The sequence below is a fragment of the Bernardetia sp. ABR2-2B genome (genome assembly GCF_037126435.1).
Taxonomy (GTDB): Bacteria; Bacteroidota; Bacteroidia; order Cytophagales; family Bernardetiaceae; genus Bernardetia.
In genome coordinates this window covers 1,402,996-1,421,646 of sequence record NZ_CP147020.1, presented here as the reverse complement: position 1 = coordinate 1,421,646, position 18,651 = coordinate 1,402,996, and the positions used below count along the sequence as shown (strand labels likewise).

At 31.1% G+C, this 18,651-nt stretch carries 17 protein-coding genes; 7 read left to right on the top strand and 10 right to left on the bottom strand.

Going from position 1 to position 18,651, the window contains the following annotated elements:
- Positions 1-74: 74 nt before the first annotated feature.
- From WAF17_RS05955 to WAF17_RS05945, 3 genes are all read left to right on the top strand, one after another.
- On the top strand, positions 75-1,577 hold the full coding sequence (locus WAF17_RS05955; protein ID WP_338767506.1) for a PAS domain S-box protein: 1,503 nt from the start codon (positions 75-77) through the stop codon (positions 1,575-1,577).
- Positions 1,564-1,959, top strand: a complete 396-nt coding sequence (locus tag WAF17_RS05950; protein ID WP_338767503.1) for a response regulator — start codon at positions 1,564-1,566, stop codon at positions 1,957-1,959. The genes WAF17_RS05955 and WAF17_RS05950 overlap by 14 nt, the downstream gene beginning before the upstream one ends.
- Positions 1,960-2,029: 70 nt before the next feature.
- Positions 2,030-2,452: a response regulator gene (locus WAF17_RS05945; protein WP_338767501.1), complete on the top strand. Its 423-nt coding sequence runs from the start codon at positions 2,030-2,032 to the stop codon at positions 2,450-2,452.
- Here WAF17_RS05945 and WAF17_RS05940 read toward each other — a convergent pair.
- The 3 genes from WAF17_RS05940 to recF form a co-directional block, all read right to left on the bottom strand.
- Positions 2,449-3,426, bottom strand: coding sequence for a radical SAM protein (locus WAF17_RS05940; protein ID WP_338767499.1), 978 nt, complete (start codon positions 3,424-3,426; stop codon positions 2,449-2,451). The genes WAF17_RS05945 and WAF17_RS05940 overlap by 4 nt on opposite strands.
- Before the next feature lie 153 nt (positions 3,427-3,579).
- On the bottom strand, positions 3,580-4,629 hold the full coding sequence (locus WAF17_RS05935; RefSeq protein ID WP_338767496.1) for a hypothetical protein: 1,050 nt from the start codon (positions 4,627-4,629) through the stop codon (positions 3,580-3,582).
- A gap of 105 nt (positions 4,630-4,734) precedes the next feature.
- The gene (gene recF / locus WAF17_RS05930; RefSeq protein WP_338767493.1) at positions 4,735-5,871 is read right to left on the bottom strand and encodes a DNA replication and repair protein RecF; all 1,137 of its coding nucleotides are present in this window, start codon (positions 5,869-5,871) and stop codon (positions 4,735-4,737) included.
- A gap of 95 nt (positions 5,872-5,966) precedes the next feature.
- Here recF and WAF17_RS05925 point away from each other — a divergent pair, with 95 nt between their 5' ends.
- Both WAF17_RS05925 and WAF17_RS05920 read left to right on the top strand, forming a co-directional pair.
- Positions 5,967-6,638 carry an O-methyltransferase gene (locus WAF17_RS05925; RefSeq protein ID WP_338767490.1) on the top strand — a complete coding sequence of 224 codons (672 nt, stop codon included), beginning with the start codon at positions 5,967-5,969 and terminating at the stop codon, positions 6,636-6,638.
- A gap of 103 nt (positions 6,639-6,741) precedes the next feature.
- Positions 6,742-8,082, top strand: a complete 1,341-nt coding sequence (locus tag WAF17_RS05920) for a potassium transporter TrkG (protein ID WP_338767487.1) — start codon at positions 6,742-6,744, stop codon at positions 8,080-8,082.
- A 13-nt stretch (positions 8,083-8,095) separates the two neighbouring features.
- On the opposite strand, the gene WAF17_RS05915 is transcribed toward WAF17_RS05920, so the two are convergent.
- Complete coding sequence (locus WAF17_RS05915) at positions 8,096-9,241, bottom strand: methionine aminotransferase (RefSeq protein ID WP_338767485.1); 1,146 nt, start codon at positions 9,239-9,241, stop codon at positions 8,096-8,098.
- 334 nt (positions 9,242-9,575) lie between these two features.
- Positions 9,576-10,439, bottom strand: coding sequence for a M28 family peptidase (locus WAF17_RS05910; protein WP_338767483.1), 864 nt, complete (start codon positions 10,437-10,439; stop codon positions 9,576-9,578).
- A gap of 489 nt (positions 10,440-10,928) precedes the next feature.
- Between WAF17_RS05910 and WAF17_RS05905 the strand changes: the two genes are divergently transcribed.
- A complete protein-coding gene (locus tag WAF17_RS05905) occupies positions 10,929-11,645 on the top strand; it encodes a Crp/Fnr family transcriptional regulator (protein ID WP_338767480.1) in 717 nt (238 codons plus the stop codon).
- Here the strand turns inward: WAF17_RS05905 and WAF17_RS05900 are convergent.
- A complete protein-coding gene (locus WAF17_RS05900; RefSeq protein WP_338767478.1) occupies positions 11,642-13,141 on the bottom strand; it encodes a redoxin domain-containing protein in 1,500 nt (499 codons plus the stop codon). The two genes, WAF17_RS05905 and WAF17_RS05900, sit on opposite strands and share 4 nt — an antisense overlap.
- A gap of 166 nt (positions 13,142-13,307) precedes the next feature.
- On the opposite strand from WAF17_RS05900, the gene WAF17_RS05895 reads away from it, so the two are divergent.
- Positions 13,308-14,261: a cation diffusion facilitator family transporter gene (locus WAF17_RS05895; protein ID WP_338767475.1), complete on the top strand. Its 954-nt coding sequence runs from the start codon at positions 13,308-13,310 to the stop codon at positions 14,259-14,261.
- Positions 14,262-14,347: 86 nt separating this feature from the next.
- Here WAF17_RS05895 and WAF17_RS05890 read toward each other — a convergent pair whose 3' ends face one another.
- From WAF17_RS05890 to WAF17_RS05875, 4 genes are all read right to left on the bottom strand, one after another.
- Positions 14,348-14,542, bottom strand: coding sequence for a histone H1 (locus WAF17_RS05890; protein ID WP_338767473.1), 195 nt, complete (start codon positions 14,540-14,542; stop codon positions 14,348-14,350).
- 309 nt (positions 14,543-14,851) lie between these two features.
- Positions 14,852-16,096 (bottom strand): pyridoxal phosphate-dependent aminotransferase family protein, encoded by a 1,245-nt coding sequence (locus tag WAF17_RS05885; protein ID WP_338767471.1) that lies wholly within the window; start codon positions 16,094-16,096, stop codon positions 14,852-14,854.
- 1,031 nt (positions 16,097-17,127) lie between these two features.
- On the bottom strand, positions 17,128-17,754 hold the full coding sequence (locus WAF17_RS05880; protein WP_338767469.1) for a hypothetical protein: 627 nt from the start codon (positions 17,752-17,754) through the stop codon (positions 17,128-17,130).
- A 191-nt stretch (positions 17,755-17,945) separates the two neighbouring features.
- The gene (locus WAF17_RS05875; RefSeq protein ID WP_338767467.1) at positions 17,946-18,551 is read right to left on the bottom strand and encodes a hypothetical protein; all 606 of its coding nucleotides are present in this window, start codon (positions 18,549-18,551) and stop codon (positions 17,946-17,948) included.
- Positions 18,552-18,651: the final 100 nt, after the last annotated feature.

The following is an 18,651-nucleotide window of genomic DNA, read 5'->3' as shown; positions in this document are numbered from 1 at the left end:
TAATATTAAAAAAACATAAAATCAGGAACAAAATTATCAACTACTAAAAAGCCACTACAAGAAACTTACTTTAGATGAAATTAGATAATATAGAATTACTAGAAAAACTTGCTAATCAAGAACAAGAGACTAAAAACTACCAAGAGGTTCTTGATCGCATTCAAAAGGTTTCAAAAATGGGGCTTTGGGAAGTAAATTTAGAAGAACAAAAAGTTATTTGGAGTGAAGTTACTCGCCAAATACATGAAGTGGAAGGAGATTATAATCCAACTGTAGAAAACGGTATTAATTTCTTTGTAGAAGGTAAAAGTAGAGATTTGATAATAGAAGTTTTTACTAAGGCAGTAGAAGAAGGCATAAACTATGATGTAGAAGTAGAACTAAGAACAGCAAAAGGTAATTCTGTTTGGACAAGAGCCATAGGAATTAGTGAATTTGAGGATAGAAAATGTAAAAGAGTCTATGGACTTTTTCAAGATATTGATGAGTCGTACAAGCGTAGGCAGCAATTAGAACGTCAAAAAGAACTTTTTAGGCAGACCTTTGAGTTTGCTCCCAACGGAATGGCACTCATAAATTTGGAGGGCAGATGGATACAAGTCAATCAGCAGGTTTGTACTATGTTGGGCTATACAAAATACGAGCTATTTAATCTTACCTTTCAAGATATTACACACCCAGATGATTTAGATTTGGATTTGAAACTTTTGGATGAGCTAGTGGAAGGTAAAAGGGAGAGTTATCAGATGGAAAAACGCTATTTTAGCAAATCTGATGGATTGGTATGGGCAATTCTGAGCGTTTCGATGATGAGAGATGAAGCTGGAAAGCCTTTGCATTTTGTTTCTCAACTGACAGACATTACAGAAAAGAAATTATTATTAGAAACAACTCTTGCACAAAACGAAAGATTACTTAATTTTGCACATATCGTATCGCACAACCTTCGTTCTCACACCAGTAATTTTACGATGCTACTTTCTATGATAGAGTTAGAGTATAAGGAAGCAACAGAAAATGAATATTTTCCTATGCTAATACAGTCTTCTGAAAAGTTGCAGGAAACGTTATCCTATCTCAATCAGATTGTGGCAATGCAAAATGAAGTAAAAGACAACACAAAGCCTCTCAATCTTCATGAATACATAGAGAAAGCTCAGTTATCTATAAAAAGTCAGCTTAATTCTAATCAAGCAAAAGTCATTAATAAAGTAGATAAAAACCTTTTGGTAGATGCTATTCCAGCTTATTTGGAAAGTATAATATTGAATTTCCTTACTAATTCTATAAAGTATAAAGCAGAAGGTAGAAAACCAAAGATTAATATTTTTGCAGAGAAAAATCCTCAATATATTACTTTTTCAATAAAAGATAATGGGTTAGGAATAGACTTGGAAAAACATGGTCAGAAGCTCTTTGGAATGTATAAAACATTTCATGACAAAAAAGATGCTCGTGGAATAGGTCTTTTTATTACCAAAAGTCAAATTGAAGCACTGGGTGGAACAATAGAGGTGGAAAGCGAAGTAAATAAAGGAACCACATTTAAAATATACCTAAGAAATGCCGAAATTTAATCACGTCTGTATCATAGATGACGATCCTATCTATACTTTCACTACTCGTAAGATTATGGAGATAGGAAAATTCTCAAAATATATTGAGATATTTAAAAATGGAAAAGAAGCCTTAGATGCTCTAAAACCTAGAGTAGAAGCAGGTGAAAAAGTGCCAGAAGTTATATTCTTAGATTTGAATATGCCTATTATGGACGGCTGGCAGTTTTTGGATGAATTTATGACTCCAAATACACAAAAAATTGTTATTTATATTGTTTCTTCTTCCATTGATCCTGTTGATATAAATAAAGCAAAGGAGTATTCACTTGTTACAAACTATTTAGTAAAACCAATTACGCCTGAAAGACTAAAAGAATTGTTTGATAAAATGGAAAGTTAATTTTTATTTGTTAATTTTGTTTAGGTTTTTGATAAAAAGATAAATAAAATGACGATTAAAGCTACACTAAATGCCAAAATTTAATCATGTTTGTGTAATAGATGATGACCCTATTTATACTTATCTTGCCGATAAGGTAATGAAGATGGTAGATTTTTCTAATTATATAGAGTTTTTTAAGGACGGAGAGGCAGCTCTCAATTCACTCAAGCCGAGGTTGCGTTCTGGGCGAAATATTCCTAATGTGATATTTTTAGACTTGAATATGCCTGTTATTGATGGATGGCAATTTTTAGATGAAATCATAGAAAATTTTATTGAGCCAGTAGAGAAGAAAGTAATTATTTATATTATAACTTCTTCTATTGTTCCAGAATACATAGAAAAAGCTGAAAGTTATTCTATTGTAGATAAATATGTTGTAAAGCCTATTACAACCGAAATGCTAGAACAGTTATTCGAAGAAGTAGAAGAGAAAAAAGAAAGTACCTAAATCAAATTCTTCCAAGTTTCTTTCATAAAGTTATATTTGAGTGTACTAGGAAGTGCTTTCCAAAAAAAACGATTTATCTCCACAGCAAAAGAAGGCTGCATATAACAATTAATGGTGCAGCCTTCACACTCAGGTAGTTTTCCCTCCTCTGAAATGAGCATTTTTATTTTGTCAGAATGATATAAATCGTACAAATTGTCATTGATTTCAAATTCTTCTTTTCCCAAATGGTAACAAGGCAAAACGAGTTTGTTTTCTGGAGAAATAACGAGCGTCGAACTAGCAGCCTTACAAATCGGTTTTTCAATATGATTTCCTCCTTCTAATCGCAAATCTATAAAGGCTTCATTGAGATAAACTAATTTTTTCTTAGAGAATTGGAGTAATTTTTTTAAATAAGCTGCATTCAAATTTCCCAATGTATCCACAGAGTTATACTCAAAAACAGGATTAAGAATCAAAACTAATTTATTTTTCAAAGTGATAGTTTCATAGATTTTTTCTACTTCCTCAAAATTCCCTTCAAAGACTGTACACAAAATATCTGGTCGCTCACCTAAAGATTTAGCTATTTCTATTGACTCCATTACTTTATCAAAACACTTTACGCCACGCATTTTGTCGTGTGTTTCTCTGTCGGCTGCATCTAAAGAAAAATGCAACATATCTATTTTTCCTTTGAGTTTTTCGGCTAGTTTTGGATAACGAATTCCGTTTGTAGTAACAGTTGTTATAAACTTTTTCTTCTTAGCAATCTCTAAAAAAGTGTCTAATTGTGGATGTAAAAGTGGTTCTCCCCCTGTAAAGTCGATTACCTTTACGCCTAATTTTTTAAGGTCTGAAAGGTTTTTTTCTACATTTTCTACCTTTACAAAAGGCGATGGTTTTTCCCAAATATCACAAAAACTACACGTTGCATTGCAGCGATAAGTAAGGTAGTAATTGCATAAAATGGGGTGGGGAATTAATTTCATTAATTACGAATTACGAATTAAAAATTACGTTGAAATTGTGCAAATATAAACTATCAAGTAAAGTTCAATGCCGTTGTTGGTTTTTAGTTTCGACTTGGCGTTACGGTGACCAACAAAGACGAGAATTTTTCAATCAACATTAAATTTATTTTTTTAATCGTTTTTTGGTTTTGGAATACTGATAGAAGGAAGTTCTTCTCCCATTCTCTTTGCAAGTTGATAATGTGACCAGTTCTCTATTTCCTGTTCTCCATATATTATCATTCTAATTATTGTGTCTTTCACATCCATGTCACCTACATAAGCTCGTTCATGTTCAGGAATATTTTCATAAGCCTCTTTTAGTTGTTCTCTTAAATCATTAGTGGGGTTTGCAGTGTATTGTTGATGTATTTTTATACATGTTTCAATAGTTGAAGGCTTTCCTTCCAGTTTTCTGATGGTGTCTTTTATTTCAAGTAGTTTTTCTGATATTCTCGTAGCGTACTGTTTTTCTTCTACTTTGAAGTTTCCTAGTCCCAAAATATTTACTTGCACTCCATTTGGTAGTTCAGATAATAATTTTCCTTCTAAAATCATTTGTTCAAGCTGAGCCAATGTTATTTCAAAAGATTTTTCAAGTCGGCTGACTATTATAGACTCTTCATTATAAATATCTAATCTTATTAAATGATATTTATCTTCTTTATCTTTTAGGAACAGATTAGCTCCCTTTCCTATTACCTTTTTAGGAAAAGGGTCGTCAGGAATTCTTTTATTTTCCTTATAAATTTTACCTTTCCCACTCTCACCAATTATAATGTTGTTTTCCCTTTTTTCTGAATAACTATACAGGTTATCTAAGTTTGGGTTTAGGTATTTGATAACTGACCATACATAATCAATAAATGATTCTTTGTTGTGTATCCAAATACCATCATTTATACTCCAGCTACCAAGACCATGAATTGATATGTTTTCTCTGTTAGGAATACTAACTGAAACCCAGCCTCTCTTTACATCCTTTTTAAAGTGTTCAAAATCTTCAAAGTTCCAGCATTCCACACGTCCATCTTCGTACACTTCTAAATCAACAAAAAAATGAGTTCCATTTCTAATGATACCAGGCATTGATACTCCTCTAATGGTTTTTGTTCGGTAAACCTTTGGAAGATTAAAGTCTATTTTGTTTTTTCTATTTTTTCTAAAAGGGTTAAGTTTCATTCACTTAAAGTTTTTGATAAATTACATTTGCTTCTTTCCTAATTAAAGTGTCTAATAAAATACAATCTAACGACTTTAAATAAAATTTCAAAGTATATATATTTATCATTCATCATTTACAATACTCCCATCTTTCACTTCAAAAAAAGCAATCGGTCTGCCAAAAGAATCTAGTAGTTTTCTTGTTCTCTCTGGTCTTGCATCGGTTACAAATACTTGTCCGAAATCAGATTTTGAAAGGAGCTTTAAGAGGTTTTTAATTCTGGTTTCGTCTAGCTTATCAAAAATATCATCTAAGAGTAAGATTGGTTTTATCTGTGTTTGATTATAAATAATAGAAAAAGTAGCTAATTTTAAAGCAATGACAAAGGATTTTTGCTGTCCTTGTGAGCCATAATGTTTCAATGTTTTTTTTCTTAATAAGAATTTGTAATCGTCTCGGTGAGTTCCCTTTTCAGTTCGTTGTAAAATCAAATCTTTGAGCAAATTTCCTTTAAATACTTCTTCAAAACTGAGGACTTTCTTCTTTGAACGTTCGCTTTTTTCTTCTTCTGTAAGGTGTGAACGATAGTTTATGGTCATTTTTTCATCTGCCAAAGCTGCATAAATTTCTGAAAAAATAGGCATAAATTCTTTTATAAAATCACTTCTAAAACGATGAATTTCTGAAAAAATAGGTAAAAGCTGTGCATTATAAATCTCTAAAACATCTTTTTTTAAAAAACTCTCTTGCTGGTCAGCATCTTTCAAAAGTTGGTTTCGTTGTTTTAAAATCTGCTTTTGTTTTATCAGTAACTGAATATAGTTTTTATGAATTTGAGAAATAATGGTATCAAAAAAATTGCGACGAAGTTCGCTGCCTTCTCTTATCAAATCAGTATCGTTGGGAGCAAGTAAAACACAAGGGAAATTTCCAACATGTTCGCTTATTTTTGGATAAGGTTTGTTATTGAGTTTTATAACTTTCTGTTTTCCTTTTTCTACAATACAATGAACCGTATTTTTTCTATTTTCTTTATCAAAAGTTCCTTTCAACGAAAAAAAAGTCTTTCCATGTTGCAAGTGTTGTGTATCGGTGTAACTAAACGCACCACGACCAATACAGAGATAATAAATTCCGTCTAAAAGGTTTGTTTTTCCACTTCCGTTTTTGCCAACCAAACAGTTTATGTGTTCTTCAAAAGTAGATTTTGTATCTTCGTGATTTCGGAAATGAGTAAGGTGAATACTTTTAATAAACATTCAGTTTGGTTGATAATTTTGAAATTATATTTTAGTCTTCAAAAATACTTCATTTCATTCGTAATTCGTAATTTTTCATTCGTAATTAAATAAAAATGGATTTTCTACCACCAGAACTACTACAAGACCTAGAAAACTATGCTTTAGCACATTCTCAAGATGAACTACCCGTTTTAAAAGAACTAGACCGACAAACGCATTTGAGAGCCAACAAGCCTCGTATGCTTTCTGGACACTTGCAGGGAAATTTTTTACAAATGATTTCAAGGCTGATACAACCAAAACGTATTCTTGAAATCGGAACTTATACAGGGTATTCTGCTATCTGTTTAGCACAGGGTTTACAAGAAAATGGAGTTTTACATACTATTGATAATAATGTAGAGCAAGAAAGCATTACAAGAGAGTTTGTAGAGAAAGCAGGTTTGAAAGACAAAGTAAGGCTGCATTTGGGAAATGCTGCTGACATTATTCCGACAATTCTAATAGAAAATGAAGAATGGGATATGGTTTTTATCGATGCTGATAAGTCTAATTATGGACTGTATTATGACTTAGTTTTTGATAAAGTCAGAAAAGGAGGAATTATAATAGCTGATAATGTACTTTGGAGTGGTAAAGTATTAAAAGATGATTCAGAACTAAAGAAAAATGATAAAGATACTAGGGCATTAATAGAGTATAACAAAAAAAATAAAATAGACAATCGTACTTTTAGTATGCTTTTACCTTTGCGTGATGGACTTATGATGGCAATAAAAGAGTAAGTTATCGAATAATAATTTAATAAATCATAAACATTTTAGAACACTTTTTACTTATTAGACAGATTTATTCATTTTTTTAACTATCATTTTTATTTGATTCAAAATGAAGAGTGTATTTTTTTACTATCAATATTTGAGAGATAGCAAATCACCTCAGTTCAATATTATGCTAGGTTTTTTGGCATATATTTTACTGGGTTGGTTGCTTTTGAGTTTGCCATTTCTACATAAACAAGATACAGGTTTTTTAGATAATCTTTTCATCTCTGCTTCTGCTGTTTCCACTACTGGACTTGTTACGATTAGCGTCTTCGATTCGTATAATATTGGAGGACAGTTTGTAATTATGCTTCTCTTTCAAGTAGGAGGAATTGGCTATATGTCTTTGACAACTTATTATCTACTTTCTACGACTAGAAAAATCACACCTTGGCATGAGAAAATGGTAAACGCTTCATTTGCGTTACCAAAAGGTTTCATGATTCAAGATTTTATTCCCTCTGTTATATTTTTTACCATTATCATGGAAACCTTTGGAGCAGTTTGTTTTATGATTTCTTTCATGAATCAAGGGATGGAATTTGGAGAAGCACTATGGAGTGGTATTTATCATAGTGTTTCGGCATTCTGTACGGCTGGTTTTGCTCTTTTTGGAGATAGTTTTGAGTCTATGAGAGATAATGTTTTTATAAATGTTGTCATTTCTATTCTTGCCATCACGGGTTCTATGGGTTTTATTGTGGTTACAGATATTTGGAACAGAATAAGAGGAAAGTCCGACAAAATAACATTTACCACAAAAATTATTTTCTATGGTTTTGCTATTCTTCTTTCAGCAGGAACACTATTTTTCTATTTTGCTGAACCTTTGGTAATGTCGCTTCCTTGGGATAAACGATTACTTGCTTCTTTTTTTCAAGCTATGACTGCCATGACAACCGTAGGGTTTAATACAATTCCTTTGGGGAGTTTGGCAATGCCTATGATTGTTTTAACTGTTTTTTTGATGTATGTAGGAGCTTCTCCATCTGGAACAGCAGGAGGAATGAAAATTACGACACTTACGGCTATGCTTTCTATCCTTTGGAGTAGATTGAGAGGAGATAAGCGCATCAATTTTTTAAACAGAACAATTCCTTTTGAAAGGCTTTATGTAGCTACTTCTACGTTTATTCTTTATACGAGCATTATTTTCTTAGCAACTTTTCTACTTTCTTTTACAGAAGTTCATTCTTTAGATAAAATAGTCTTTGAAACAGCTTCTGCACTTGGTACAGTAGGTGTAAGTATGGGGATAACTGGAGATTTAAGTAATGCAGGGAAAATAATAGTTATCTGTTTGATGTTTGTAGGACGTGTTGGTGTTCTTACCTTTGGCTTTGCCGTATTGGCTAGACAAAACAAAGAAAAAACAGAATCTATTGAAGATGATTTGGCGATTTAAGAGCGCAAATTATTTATAGTTTACCCAATTTCTCCACAGCTTTTTCTAATGTTTCATTATTTTTTGCAAAGCAAAGACGTAGTATTTTGGCTGAATTATTAGTTGAATTTTGATAAAAAGGAGAAATAGGAATACTTGCAACACCTATATTTTCAGTTAGCCAAATGGCAAAATCAGTGTCTTTTTGGTCAGATATTTTAGAATAATCTACGAGCTGAAAATAAGTTCCTTGAGTGGGAGTGAAAGTAAAATTAGTTTGAGCTAAAAGTTTACATAAATAATCTCTTTTTTCTTGATAGAATTGAGCTAAATGAATGTAATTTTCTTCCTCTTTCAAAAACTCTGATAGCGCAACTTGAATTGGTGTAACGGTGCTAAAAGTAATATATTGATGAATTTTTCGAAGTTCAGCAGTAAGTTCTTTGGGTGCAATCACATAACCTACTTTCCAGCCTGTTGCATGAAAAGTTTTGCCAAACGAAAAAACAGCAAATGAACGTTTTCTTAGGTTTGGGTAAGAAAGAACACTTTGATGTTTCTGATTATCAAAAACAAGATGCTCATATACCTCATCACTAATAACCAAAATATTGCTTCCTTCTAAAAGCGAATCCAGAGTTTTCAAATCTTCTCTCGTCCATGTTGTTCCTGTTGGATTGTGTGGCGTATTGAAGACAATCAAACGAGTTTTTGGAGAAATAATACGTTTGAGCTGTTCAAAATCGGGTCTGAAACTAGGTGCAGATAGAGAAACATGCCTTACAACTCCACCTTGAAGCTCAACAGCAGGAACATACAAATCATAGGCAGGTTCGAAAATAATTACCTCGTCATTTTCTCTAACTGTGGCAGCAATAGCAGCAAAAATTCCCTCCGAAGCTCCCGAAAGAACCGTAATTTCAGTATCAGGGTTTGGAGAGATGGCATAGATTTTTTCTGTTTTTTGAGCAATTTGTTCACGTAAAGGCATAAAACCAGCCATTGGAGCATACTGATTAAAATTACTATTCATTGCCTTTGTTACTTCTTTTACCAAATTTTCATTGACTTTAAAATCAGGAAAACCTTGTGAAAGATTGATTGCATTATGTTTTTGAGCAAGTGCAGACATGACAGTAAAAATAGTTGTGCCTACTTTTGGGAGTTTGGTTGTAATCAATTACTAGTAAGTTTTTTGGAAAATTTTGAAATGAAAAATCAAGAGTTTATAGATACTAAGAAGCTGTTTAAGAATACTCGTTTTTTCTTAGACTTGGGTTGCAAACCCAGTTCTAAGGAAAAATAACACTGCTTTTGTTGGTGTTTTAGCGAAGCGACACCAACAAACATACCTATAAAACCCATTCTTAAACAACTTCTAAGTTAAAACAAATATACTCTAAAAAATAAGATTATTTGTAAATAAGATTTTAATTTATTGAGTCAGTTTCAGTTGTGTTATCTTATATTTAATCATATAAATCTCTCGCTAATCAGTTACAATATTTTCCTATTCAAAAATTCTGTAATGTTTCCCAAATTAAATCAGACACTCTTTGCATACTTCTTTCATTTAAATGTTCACTCACATCGCTTGGTTTGTGATAATGCTCAAAAATAGGAGCTTGACTTATAATTTCTTCTAATTTGAAAAAACTCTCTCCCTTTTCTTGTGCTTCGTAATACTGGTAAGAAATATCTATATCCTTTTGAGAAATAGATGTAATGGTAAAGGCATCTTGAAGTTTTGCGTGTCTGAAACTAACGTGGTCTGCCGAATTAGTAACAATTTTATCAAAACGTTTTGTGAAAATACCATTCTCTTTGGCTGTTTTTTCTAATGTTTTTAGTAATTTTCTTGTTTCCTTATTTTTGCTCCCGTTTATAGCGTTCTCTAAATTCCAAAGTGCTAATTTGTCTCCCTGTCCCAACATTTCAAGATTTATAAGCCCAATTAGTTTTCCTTTTCGTATTTCTTGTCTTCCATATTCCATTACATAAGCTCTTGAACCTAAAAGCTGTCTTTCTTCTTCATCAAAAATAAAAACAGTTATATCAAAATCTAGATTTTCTAAAAAAGAAGGATTTCTATTTAGTTCGTTTTTTATCTTCATTAAAATATCTAAACAAACAGCTATCGAAGTTGCATTATCATTTGCGCCACCCGAATTAGGAACAACATCAAAATGCGAACTTATTCCGATATAAGGCTTGTCTGTTTCTCCGTTTTCATTTGTCTTGATAATTATATTTTTTCCTGTCTTATAATTATGAATTTGATATTTTATTTCATTTTCTGTCAAGAAATCAATGATAAACTCAAAACGTTTTTGGTCTGTTTTGTTTTCTAAACTTTGGACAATTTTCAGTAAGTTCATTTTGTTTTTTGTTAGAATGAGCGTTATCACAGTTTTTTTTGTATATCAGTCTTCCAAACTGACTGAGATAAATAAAGGCTGTTTTCCATACTACTATACAAAAGCTATTGGTTCTTTATTTTCATGTAGGTCAGCCTCGTAGAGCAGACCGTTTGTAGTGATATTTTGTGTGTTTCTAGTTTCAATAAATGGTCTGCCCTTTGGGACTGACCTATTTAGTAAAAATGTCTAGTAGTATGGCTGTTTTCTTATGTTCAGACAAGATGTCTAAACTACCTGTAACAAACCATGATAACTTTTAATAAGTATTTATAAGATTAGTTTTAACAACTTGATACTTCAATATTCTGCCTTCTACAAAGTAGTATATTAAAGTATCAAGTTTTTTGTGTAGAAATATACTAGAACTGAAAATTGTAGCTTGAAGTTTCATCTTTTATTGTCTATTTTAGAAACAAATTGAAACAAAGACTAAAATTGAACCAATATATGAGAAAGAAGACAATTGAATTTCCAAAATGTGAAACTTGCCCCAAGCGTACAGCATCGGTTTTTTGTGATTTGTCAGAAGAAGAAGTCGAAACTATTTCAGTTAATAAAGGCTGCAATTTTTACAAACGAGGACAAAATCTATTTTCTGAAGGTTCTCGTGCTATTGGCATACATTGTATTTATGAAGGAAAAGTAAAACTGACAAAGTTGGGAATTGATGGAAAAGAACAAATTGTCAAAATAGTTTCTGGTGGTGATGTTTTGGGTTATAATTCGCTTCTTAGTCAAATGCCTTATAACGTTTCGGCAGAAGCTTTAGATGATGCTGTGGTTTGTTTTTTACCAACGTCTACCTTTTCAGAACTGCTAGATGAAAATAAAGATTTTCCTAGAAAAATGATGCAAATAATGGCACATGACACGCAAGATATGGAAAAACGTCTCACAAACTGGATGCAAAAATCAGTTAGAGAACGTCTTGCAGAAGTGCTTTTATTACTTCATAGTCGCTATCAAGATAAAGAAAAACCACAAATCATTGATGTTCGGTTGAGCAGAGAAGAAATAGCAAATCTTGTCGGAACGGCTACCGAAAGTGCTATTCGCTATCTTTCAGAGCTTAATACTGACAAAATTATAGAATTAAAGGGAAAACAAATCAAAATTTTAGATAAAGAAAAACTTATTAGAACAGCTAATATTGAGAGTGTTTAACGGTTATTCAATAAATAATTAATATCTTCTAACAGCCCTACATCAGAAGGAAGTTTTGTTGTAGAATAAGCTAATTTACCTTTCTTGTCTATCAAAAAAGCTGTTGGCAAACCATTCAGATTATATCCTAAAGTATCCGAAAAATAACAAGCTAAGGAGGTAATATTCAATTTTTTAAATTTCTCTTCTATTTTTTTATTTGAAATTGAAGAAGTTAATTTTGATGTTTGAACCCAAAGGAAAACTACTTCATTTGATTTTTTTTCAGTTTGATTATCTAGTTGGTTATTGAGATATTCAAAACCTTGTAAATGATTTTCTGTAAATTCATTCTCTAATGAACTAAAGAATAAGTAAACTATTTTTCCTCTAAAGTCAGATAGTTTTATAGTTGCGCCAGTTATATCTTGTAACGAAAAATTAGGAGCTAGTTTTCCCACTTGTATTTTCTCGATTTTCTCTACAAATTGATTCAGAATAGAAGCTGATTTGTCTTCTTTATGTTTCTCTAAATATTTTTCAAGGTAGTTTTTATATACATCTTCATTTCCTTGCTTATTTTTTAATTGAATTAATTCCATAATCAAGATAGCCTGTGCATGAGCCTGTACGCTTCCTAAAAGTTCATTTTCTGTGATTTCGAAAAGAAATGGATAATACAAATCTGAATAGGCTTTTAGAGATGTTTCTTTATGAGATTGAGTATAACGAAATTCTAAATAGTTCCTCAAAAAACGCAAATAAGCAGGTTGATTGAGTGCAGAAGGACTTTGAATAATCGTCTCTTCAAAAAAAGAGTAATATTCTTTAGACAAAACCTGTGGGGCTTTGTCATTCAGAAAAGCATGTAAAACAGAATATTCTGCCAAATGATTTGCATTTTCATAAGTGATTTTTTGTTCCATTGCTAAAATAAAATCATCTGAAAGAGGTTTTTTTCCTATCGTTTCCTCTAATAATTTGAACTGATTTTTACGTAATTTCTCTACTTCATTTTTAAAGTTCTTTTCATTTAAGTTTTTATATTTCTTTGGATACAAAGCACTTTTCAAACTATTACCAAACTCTATTTCCCATTTTTGCAGAAAGTTGTTTTCGGCAGCTCCCAATCCAGAGAATTTTGTTCCATAAGGTAAAGCTCCTAATTCTACTTGCATATTCAAGCTATCCCCTACGTGTAGATAAACTTGCCCTTGTTTATCTTTACATTTCCACAAAATCCAAGTAGATTTTTTTAGAGGAATAGTAAAATTAAACTCTCCTTTTTCATTTGTCGTAAGAAGTTGTCTTTTGGGTTGATATGTCAAATACTGGTATTGATATTCTATGACTAATTCGTATGAAGAAGCGGGAGCTATTTTTCCCTCTAAAATCGTCGAAAATTGAGCAACTCCTTCAAAAGAATAAAATAATAAAAATAGAAAAAGAAAACTGAAAACAGAGTTTTTGAGAATATGATTTTCAAAAACAGAATATAAACGTAAAAAAATAGTCATTAGCAAAGAATTAGAAGGGAAAAAGTAATATCAAAACTAAAAATAGATAATCAACAAAATTAAGCCAAATTCTATTAATATAACATCAATGTAACAAAATTGCGCTGCTTATTTTTTACTTTTGAGAGTATAATATACTTTATTCCATTTTTTTAAACTTCAATTTATGTCACACTCACACACTCATAATCATACAGGACATAGCCACGAACATGCTCCTAAAAGTTTGGAAAATATCAATTCAGCCTTTTATATCGGTATTATTCTCAATATTATTTTTACAGTTATTGAGTTTGTTTATGGATACTCTACCAATTCTTTGGCTCTTTTATCAGATGCAACTCATAATTTGAGCGATGTGGGAAGTCTTATTTTGGCTCTTATAGGAATGAAACTTGCTAAAAAAACGGCTACTTTGAGTTATACGTACGGATTCAAAAAAGCTTCTTTGTTGGCTTCTCTTATCAATTCGGTTTTGCTTGTGGCTGTGGCTGGAGGGATTATTTATGAAGCCATTGAACGTTTTACAACTCCTTCTTCTTTGACTGGCACAACGATTATTGTAGTTTCTGCAATTGGCGTTTTGATAAATACAGTTTCTGCTTTTTTATTTTTTAAAGGACAAAAAGATGATATTAATGTAAAAGGGGCTTTTCTACATTTGCTTGTTGATGCGCTCGTTTCGGTGGGAGTAGTAGTCGCAGGAACGATTATTTATTTTACAGGGTGGACAATTATAGACCCTATTATTAGTCTTGTAATTGCAGTTGTTGTTTTGATTTCGACTTGGAATCTCTTTAATGAAAGTATTCGTTTAGTCTTAGATGGTGTTCCGAGCAGCATAAAAATAAAAGAAATAAAAGAATCTCTTTTAGAAATAGAGGAAATAGAAACTGTTCATCACATGCATGTTTGGGCATTGAGTAGCACAGAAAATGCACTAACTGTTCATATCGTTTTGAAGAAATATATTTTTGAAAATAATAATATAGAAACACCACTCCAACGTTGGGAACGACTAAAATTAGTAATTAGGCACAAACTTCTACACCATTCTGTTCATCATGCTACCCTAGAACTTGATGCTGATGATAGTTTGGAAGATGAAAAGGTGCATTAGAAAACCCAAAACAAAAAACCACTTCTATAAAAAATAGAAATGGTTTTTCTCATAACAAGAGTAAAGAAGTTTCTTTAAAGTAAAAATTACTTTTTAGCAGCTTCAGTACGTTTGTTTTTAGTTTCCTGTACTTCAGTACGGATTTCTTGAGCAACTTTTTTAAGTTCTTGCATTCCTTTACGGATACGAGTTCCTGCTGCTTGATTTTCTTTATCGTAGAATTTAGAAAAATCTTCTTTTAATGCTGTAATTAAGTCTTCGACTTCTTGATAACGACCCATAGTGAAAAGTAAATTGAAGGTTATAAATTTAATTTTAAAAAATGCTTTTAAAAGCAAAATGAACATAAGGCAAAATGCCTTTATAGCTCTATTTAAGGGACAATATACTAACAAAACTATCAAAAACAGCGTTTTGAGGTGTTTTTTTTTGATTTTAGTTATATATTTCTCAAATAGAAAATTGTTTTTTTTATTTTTGATAACTAAATAATAGCTTAACAACTTGAAAAGCAATTAGTTAGTAAATAAATATACTATAAATCCTAATTTTAGGAAAATAAGAATAGTAATAGATAAATACCAATTATATTAGATGGCAGCACTAATTTCGTTATTTGCATAAACTCCATTTTTGAGCTTATCAGAAACAGCTTTGAATGCCTCAATAGTTTGATTTACGTCTTCTAATGTATGTGCTGCCGTCGGAATAAGACGAAGCATAATTACATCTTTAGGAACAACTGGATAAATCACGACTGAACAGAAAATAAAATAATTTTCACGAAGGTCAATGATAAGATTACCTGCTTCATTATTTCCACCACTCAAAAATACGGGTGTAACTGGCGAATCTGTTTCTCCGATATTGAATCCATTTTCACGCAATCCGTCTTGAAGCGCACGTACGACCTTCCAAAGATTGTCCTTTAGCTCTGGCATAGTACGAAGCATTTCCAAACGTTTCATATTACCTACTACAAGTGGCATAGGCAATGTTTTGGCATAAATCTGAGAGCGCATATTATAACGCAAATAATTAATTACGTCTTCTGGACCTGAAACGAACGCTCCAATACTTGCCATAGATTTGGCAAATGTAGAGAAATAAATATCAATTTCATCTTGAACGCCTTGTGCTTCTCCTGTTCCGATTCCTGTTTCGCCCATTGTGCCGAAGCCATGAGCATCATCTACAAGCATACGGAAGTTATATTTTTTACGAAGCTCAACAATTTCTTTTAATTTACCTTGGTCGCCAAGCATTCCAAAGACACCTTCTGTGATTACCAAAATTGCTCCTCCTGTATTTTCTACATATTTAGTCGCTCTTTCTAATTGCTTTTCACAATTTTCGATATTATTGTGAGGAAAAACATAACGTTTGGCAAGGCTCATTCTAAGTCCATCTAAGATACAAGCGTGTGATTCAGAATCATAAACAACTACGTCTTTACGGTCAAGGAGAGCATCTACAACAGACATAATTCCTTGATAGCCATAATTCAATATAAAAGTATCTTCTTTTTGTACAAAGTCTGAAAGTTGTGATTCAAATTCTTCTATTGTGTTTGAGTTTCCAGACATCATACGTGAACCCATTGGGTAAGCAAGACCCCAATCTTTTGTAGCTTCTGTGTCTGCTTTACGAACCTCTGGGTGATTTCCAAGTCCTAAATAATTATTCAAACTCCACGTCAATACTTCTTTTCCTCTAAACTTCATGCGAGGCTTGAGTTCGCCTTCCAACTTTGGGAAAGCAAAATAGCCGTGTGCAATAGAAGAAAACTGACCTAAAGGGCCACGATTTGTTTTTAATTTTTCGAATAAATCCACGTTATATCTTTTAGTTAATGGTTGATGTAGCGACTTTTTAATCAATTCTATTTAATTACTAAATTATACATTAATAACTTTAAATTATTACTTTTTTTGTAATTTTAATCTTAAAATTATGGTTCAATTTCTTTTAAAGGGCATACTCAAAATAGAAATTGTAAAAATAAGATTCTCTATTTTTTATTAAAAGTCGGAAAAATAATATGCAAATATAGTGCGAATAAGGCAATTTTGGAAATACAGAGCTATTCTAAGCCGTTTTTGTTTGAAATTTCTATTAAAAATCAAGTCATAATTCAAAAAATAAAAAGCATTATCTTTTAAAAAAGAAATGCTATTATTGGTCTTTTGTCGATAGGGATTTGTTGTTAGTCTTAGACTTTTATTTTCAACTTGCAAATCTAAGATTTGCCAAACTGATAAATCGTAGTCATAGACAACGCTTAACAATTTTATTTTACTTTTTGAACACTACTCCGAACTGGAAAAACCAATATTAGCCTTTGAATATTTTATTAAAAATTTTAATTAATATCAGCAAAATACCTATGGGAATGATGACATTAAATAAAGTTTCCATAAAAAACTCAGAAAGAATTAAAGAAGGATATTTATCAAAGTTTTCAAAATAACTACTAAGCATTGTTGTTTTAGTAACAAGTCCAAGAATAATTATGTAGGTGAAAAGTAGAATTGAAAAACAAACTAAAAATTTTAATATATAATTAATAATTTTACTATCTTTTGCAAGATAAATCGCAAAAAATGAAATTAAAATAGGAATTATAAATAAAAAAAAGTAATACATGTTTTTTTTGTAAAAAAGTAAATAAAATTTAAGTTCTATTTGTCTTTCATTTGCCCTTCTGCTGCCTTTTTCTGTTGTTGGGCTTAGTTTGTAACTAAGACCTATCAGTTATATAAATCTTCAGATTTATGTTATCAAGTAAATATAAAAACACCTTACCCTCGCAAATATGAAGATTTATCAAACTAATAAATCGTAGTTGCAGACAACGCTTAACAATTTATTTTTTCATTCTACGCTCGGTTAGGATATATGATGGATGGGTATATGATGTATAATTAAGACTTTCACTCGAAAAATATAGAAAACTCAAAAAACCTTGTTTTAAGTCGATAGTAATGTTGTAAATATAATCATCATCATTTGTATAAATTGAAAAAGACAGTGGAGTTACATTATCATCATCAATGTGTGTGAGTTTTACTGGTGTAGGACTAGTCATATCAATATTTCCATCTAAACCATCAAAACAGAAGACGCCTTGTGGTATAAAACTAGGCTTAACTTTTTGAAGAGTTTCTGATCTGTAGATGACGTCGAAATCTTTTGGATTATCAAATGAATATAACGTGTCTATAATGACACTATCTAGTCTGCTTCTGTAAAAAAGTGTATTTTTGACTACTTTAAGGTCAATAGAACTAAATAATGTTTCTAAAACTTGATCATTACGTATAGATATATGAAAAAAATCATTTCCGAGTGAGTCTATACAAACAAGAATTGAATCACCACTCTCTTTGTCAGAAAATGATTTGCAGTTTTGTCCTAAAACCTTAAAGTTTACCAAAACGAATACAAAAATTATAATAACACTACTCTTGAATTTCCAATCCTGTATTTGCATCAACTTTTTTTATTGGTTCAACATATTTTTCTCCATTGTTGGGCTTAGTTTGTAACTAAGACCTATCAGTTATATAAATCTTCAGATTTATGTTTTCAAGTAAGTATAAAAATACCAATACCTTATCCTCACAAATCTGAAGATTTGCCATAATGATAAATCGTAGTCATAGACAACGCTTAACGGCTAATCTAAAAATTCCAATCATTAATCAAATTATGCATCAATATACTATCTTGATTACTCATTTTAGATTGATATAATATATCAGATAAAAAATATACAGAGTCTTGCCCATAATTTATATACCTATAACTAAGTTCATTACAAGAATACATATAGGATTTTATTCTTGTTACTCTATATATAGGTGTATCCTTATATGGATCATCTAGTTTTTGTGTAACTTCATTAAATTTGTTTATATTTTTATGATTTGTTATTGGAATATAGTCTTCAAAATATAGTTTAGTGCTATCATCATTACAAGTACATTCATAATCTGTATAACTTTGATATGTTGATAATTCTATCTTTTGTTTGTATATATATTTATCTAACAAGTCAAATTGCTTTTCTTGAACTATATATTCAAACTGTTTTTTTCTTAAAAAGAAACAACGAAAGGGATAAAGTCCTATTTTAGATAACGCCTGTTTTTCATTTTTTGTGGTTAATTGTATTAAGTAACCATCTAACAAATAATTACTAAAGGTATTACTTTCAGACTTTTTTGTGGCAGAAATGGTTAGAAAAAAAATTAATCCAACCAATATGTATTTTTTTTTATCACTCATATTTTTTTTGATAAACCCCAGCCATCACTCCCTAGCTGTCGCTCACAAGAAAAAGTAGCCCAGCAATATGCATTCGGCTTGTAGCGTGTATTTATATTTA

Excerpts from the sequence above, each read along its gene's own strand:
- WAF17_RS05955 (WP_338767506.1), top strand. The coding sequence starts at position 75 with ATGAAATTAGATAATATAGAATTACTAGAAAAACTTGCTAATCAAGAA.
- WAF17_RS05950 (WP_338767503.1), top strand. The coding sequence starts at position 1,564 with ATGCCGAAATTTAATCACGTCTGTATCATAGATGACGATCCTATCTAT.
- WAF17_RS05945 (WP_338767501.1), top strand. The coding sequence starts at position 2,030 with ATGCCAAAATTTAATCATGTTTGTGTAATAGATGATGACCCTATTTAT.
- WAF17_RS05940 (WP_338767499.1), bottom strand. The coding sequence starts at position 3,426 with ATGAAATTAATTCCCCACCCCATTTTATGCAATTACTACCTTACTTAT.
- WAF17_RS05935 (WP_338767496.1), bottom strand. The coding sequence starts at position 4,629 with ATGAAACTTAACCCTTTTAGAAAAAATAGAAAAAACAAAATAGACTTT.
- recF (WP_338767493.1), bottom strand. The coding sequence starts at position 5,871 with ATGTTTATTAAAAGTATTCACCTTACTCATTTCCGAAATCACGAAGAT.
- WAF17_RS05925 (WP_338767490.1), top strand. The coding sequence starts at position 5,967 with ATGGATTTTCTACCACCAGAACTACTACAAGACCTAGAAAACTATGCT.
- WAF17_RS05920 (WP_338767487.1), top strand. The coding sequence starts at position 6,742 with ATGAAGAGTGTATTTTTTTACTATCAATATTTGAGAGATAGCAAATCA.
- WAF17_RS05910 (WP_338767483.1), bottom strand. The coding sequence starts at position 10,439 with ATGAACTTACTGAAAATTGTCCAAAGTTTAGAAAACAAAACAGACCAA.
- WAF17_RS05905 (WP_338767480.1), top strand. The coding sequence starts at position 10,929 with ATGAGAAAGAAGACAATTGAATTTCCAAAATGTGAAACTTGCCCCAAG.
- WAF17_RS05900 (WP_338767478.1), bottom strand. The coding sequence starts at position 13,141 with ATGACTATTTTTTTACGTTTATATTCTGTTTTTGAAAATCATATTCTC.
- WAF17_RS05895 (WP_338767475.1), top strand. The coding sequence starts at position 13,308 with ATGTCACACTCACACACTCATAATCATACAGGACATAGCCACGAACAT.
- WAF17_RS05890 (WP_338767473.1), bottom strand. The coding sequence starts at position 14,542 with ATGGGTCGTTATCAAGAAGTCGAAGACTTAATTACAGCATTAAAAGAA.
- WAF17_RS05880 (WP_338767469.1), bottom strand. The coding sequence starts at position 17,754 with ATGCAAATACAGGATTGGAAATTCAAGAGTAGTGTTATTATAATTTTT.
- WAF17_RS05875 (WP_338767467.1), bottom strand. The coding sequence starts at position 18,551 with ATGAGTGATAAAAAAAAATACATATTGGTTGGATTAATTTTTTTTCTA.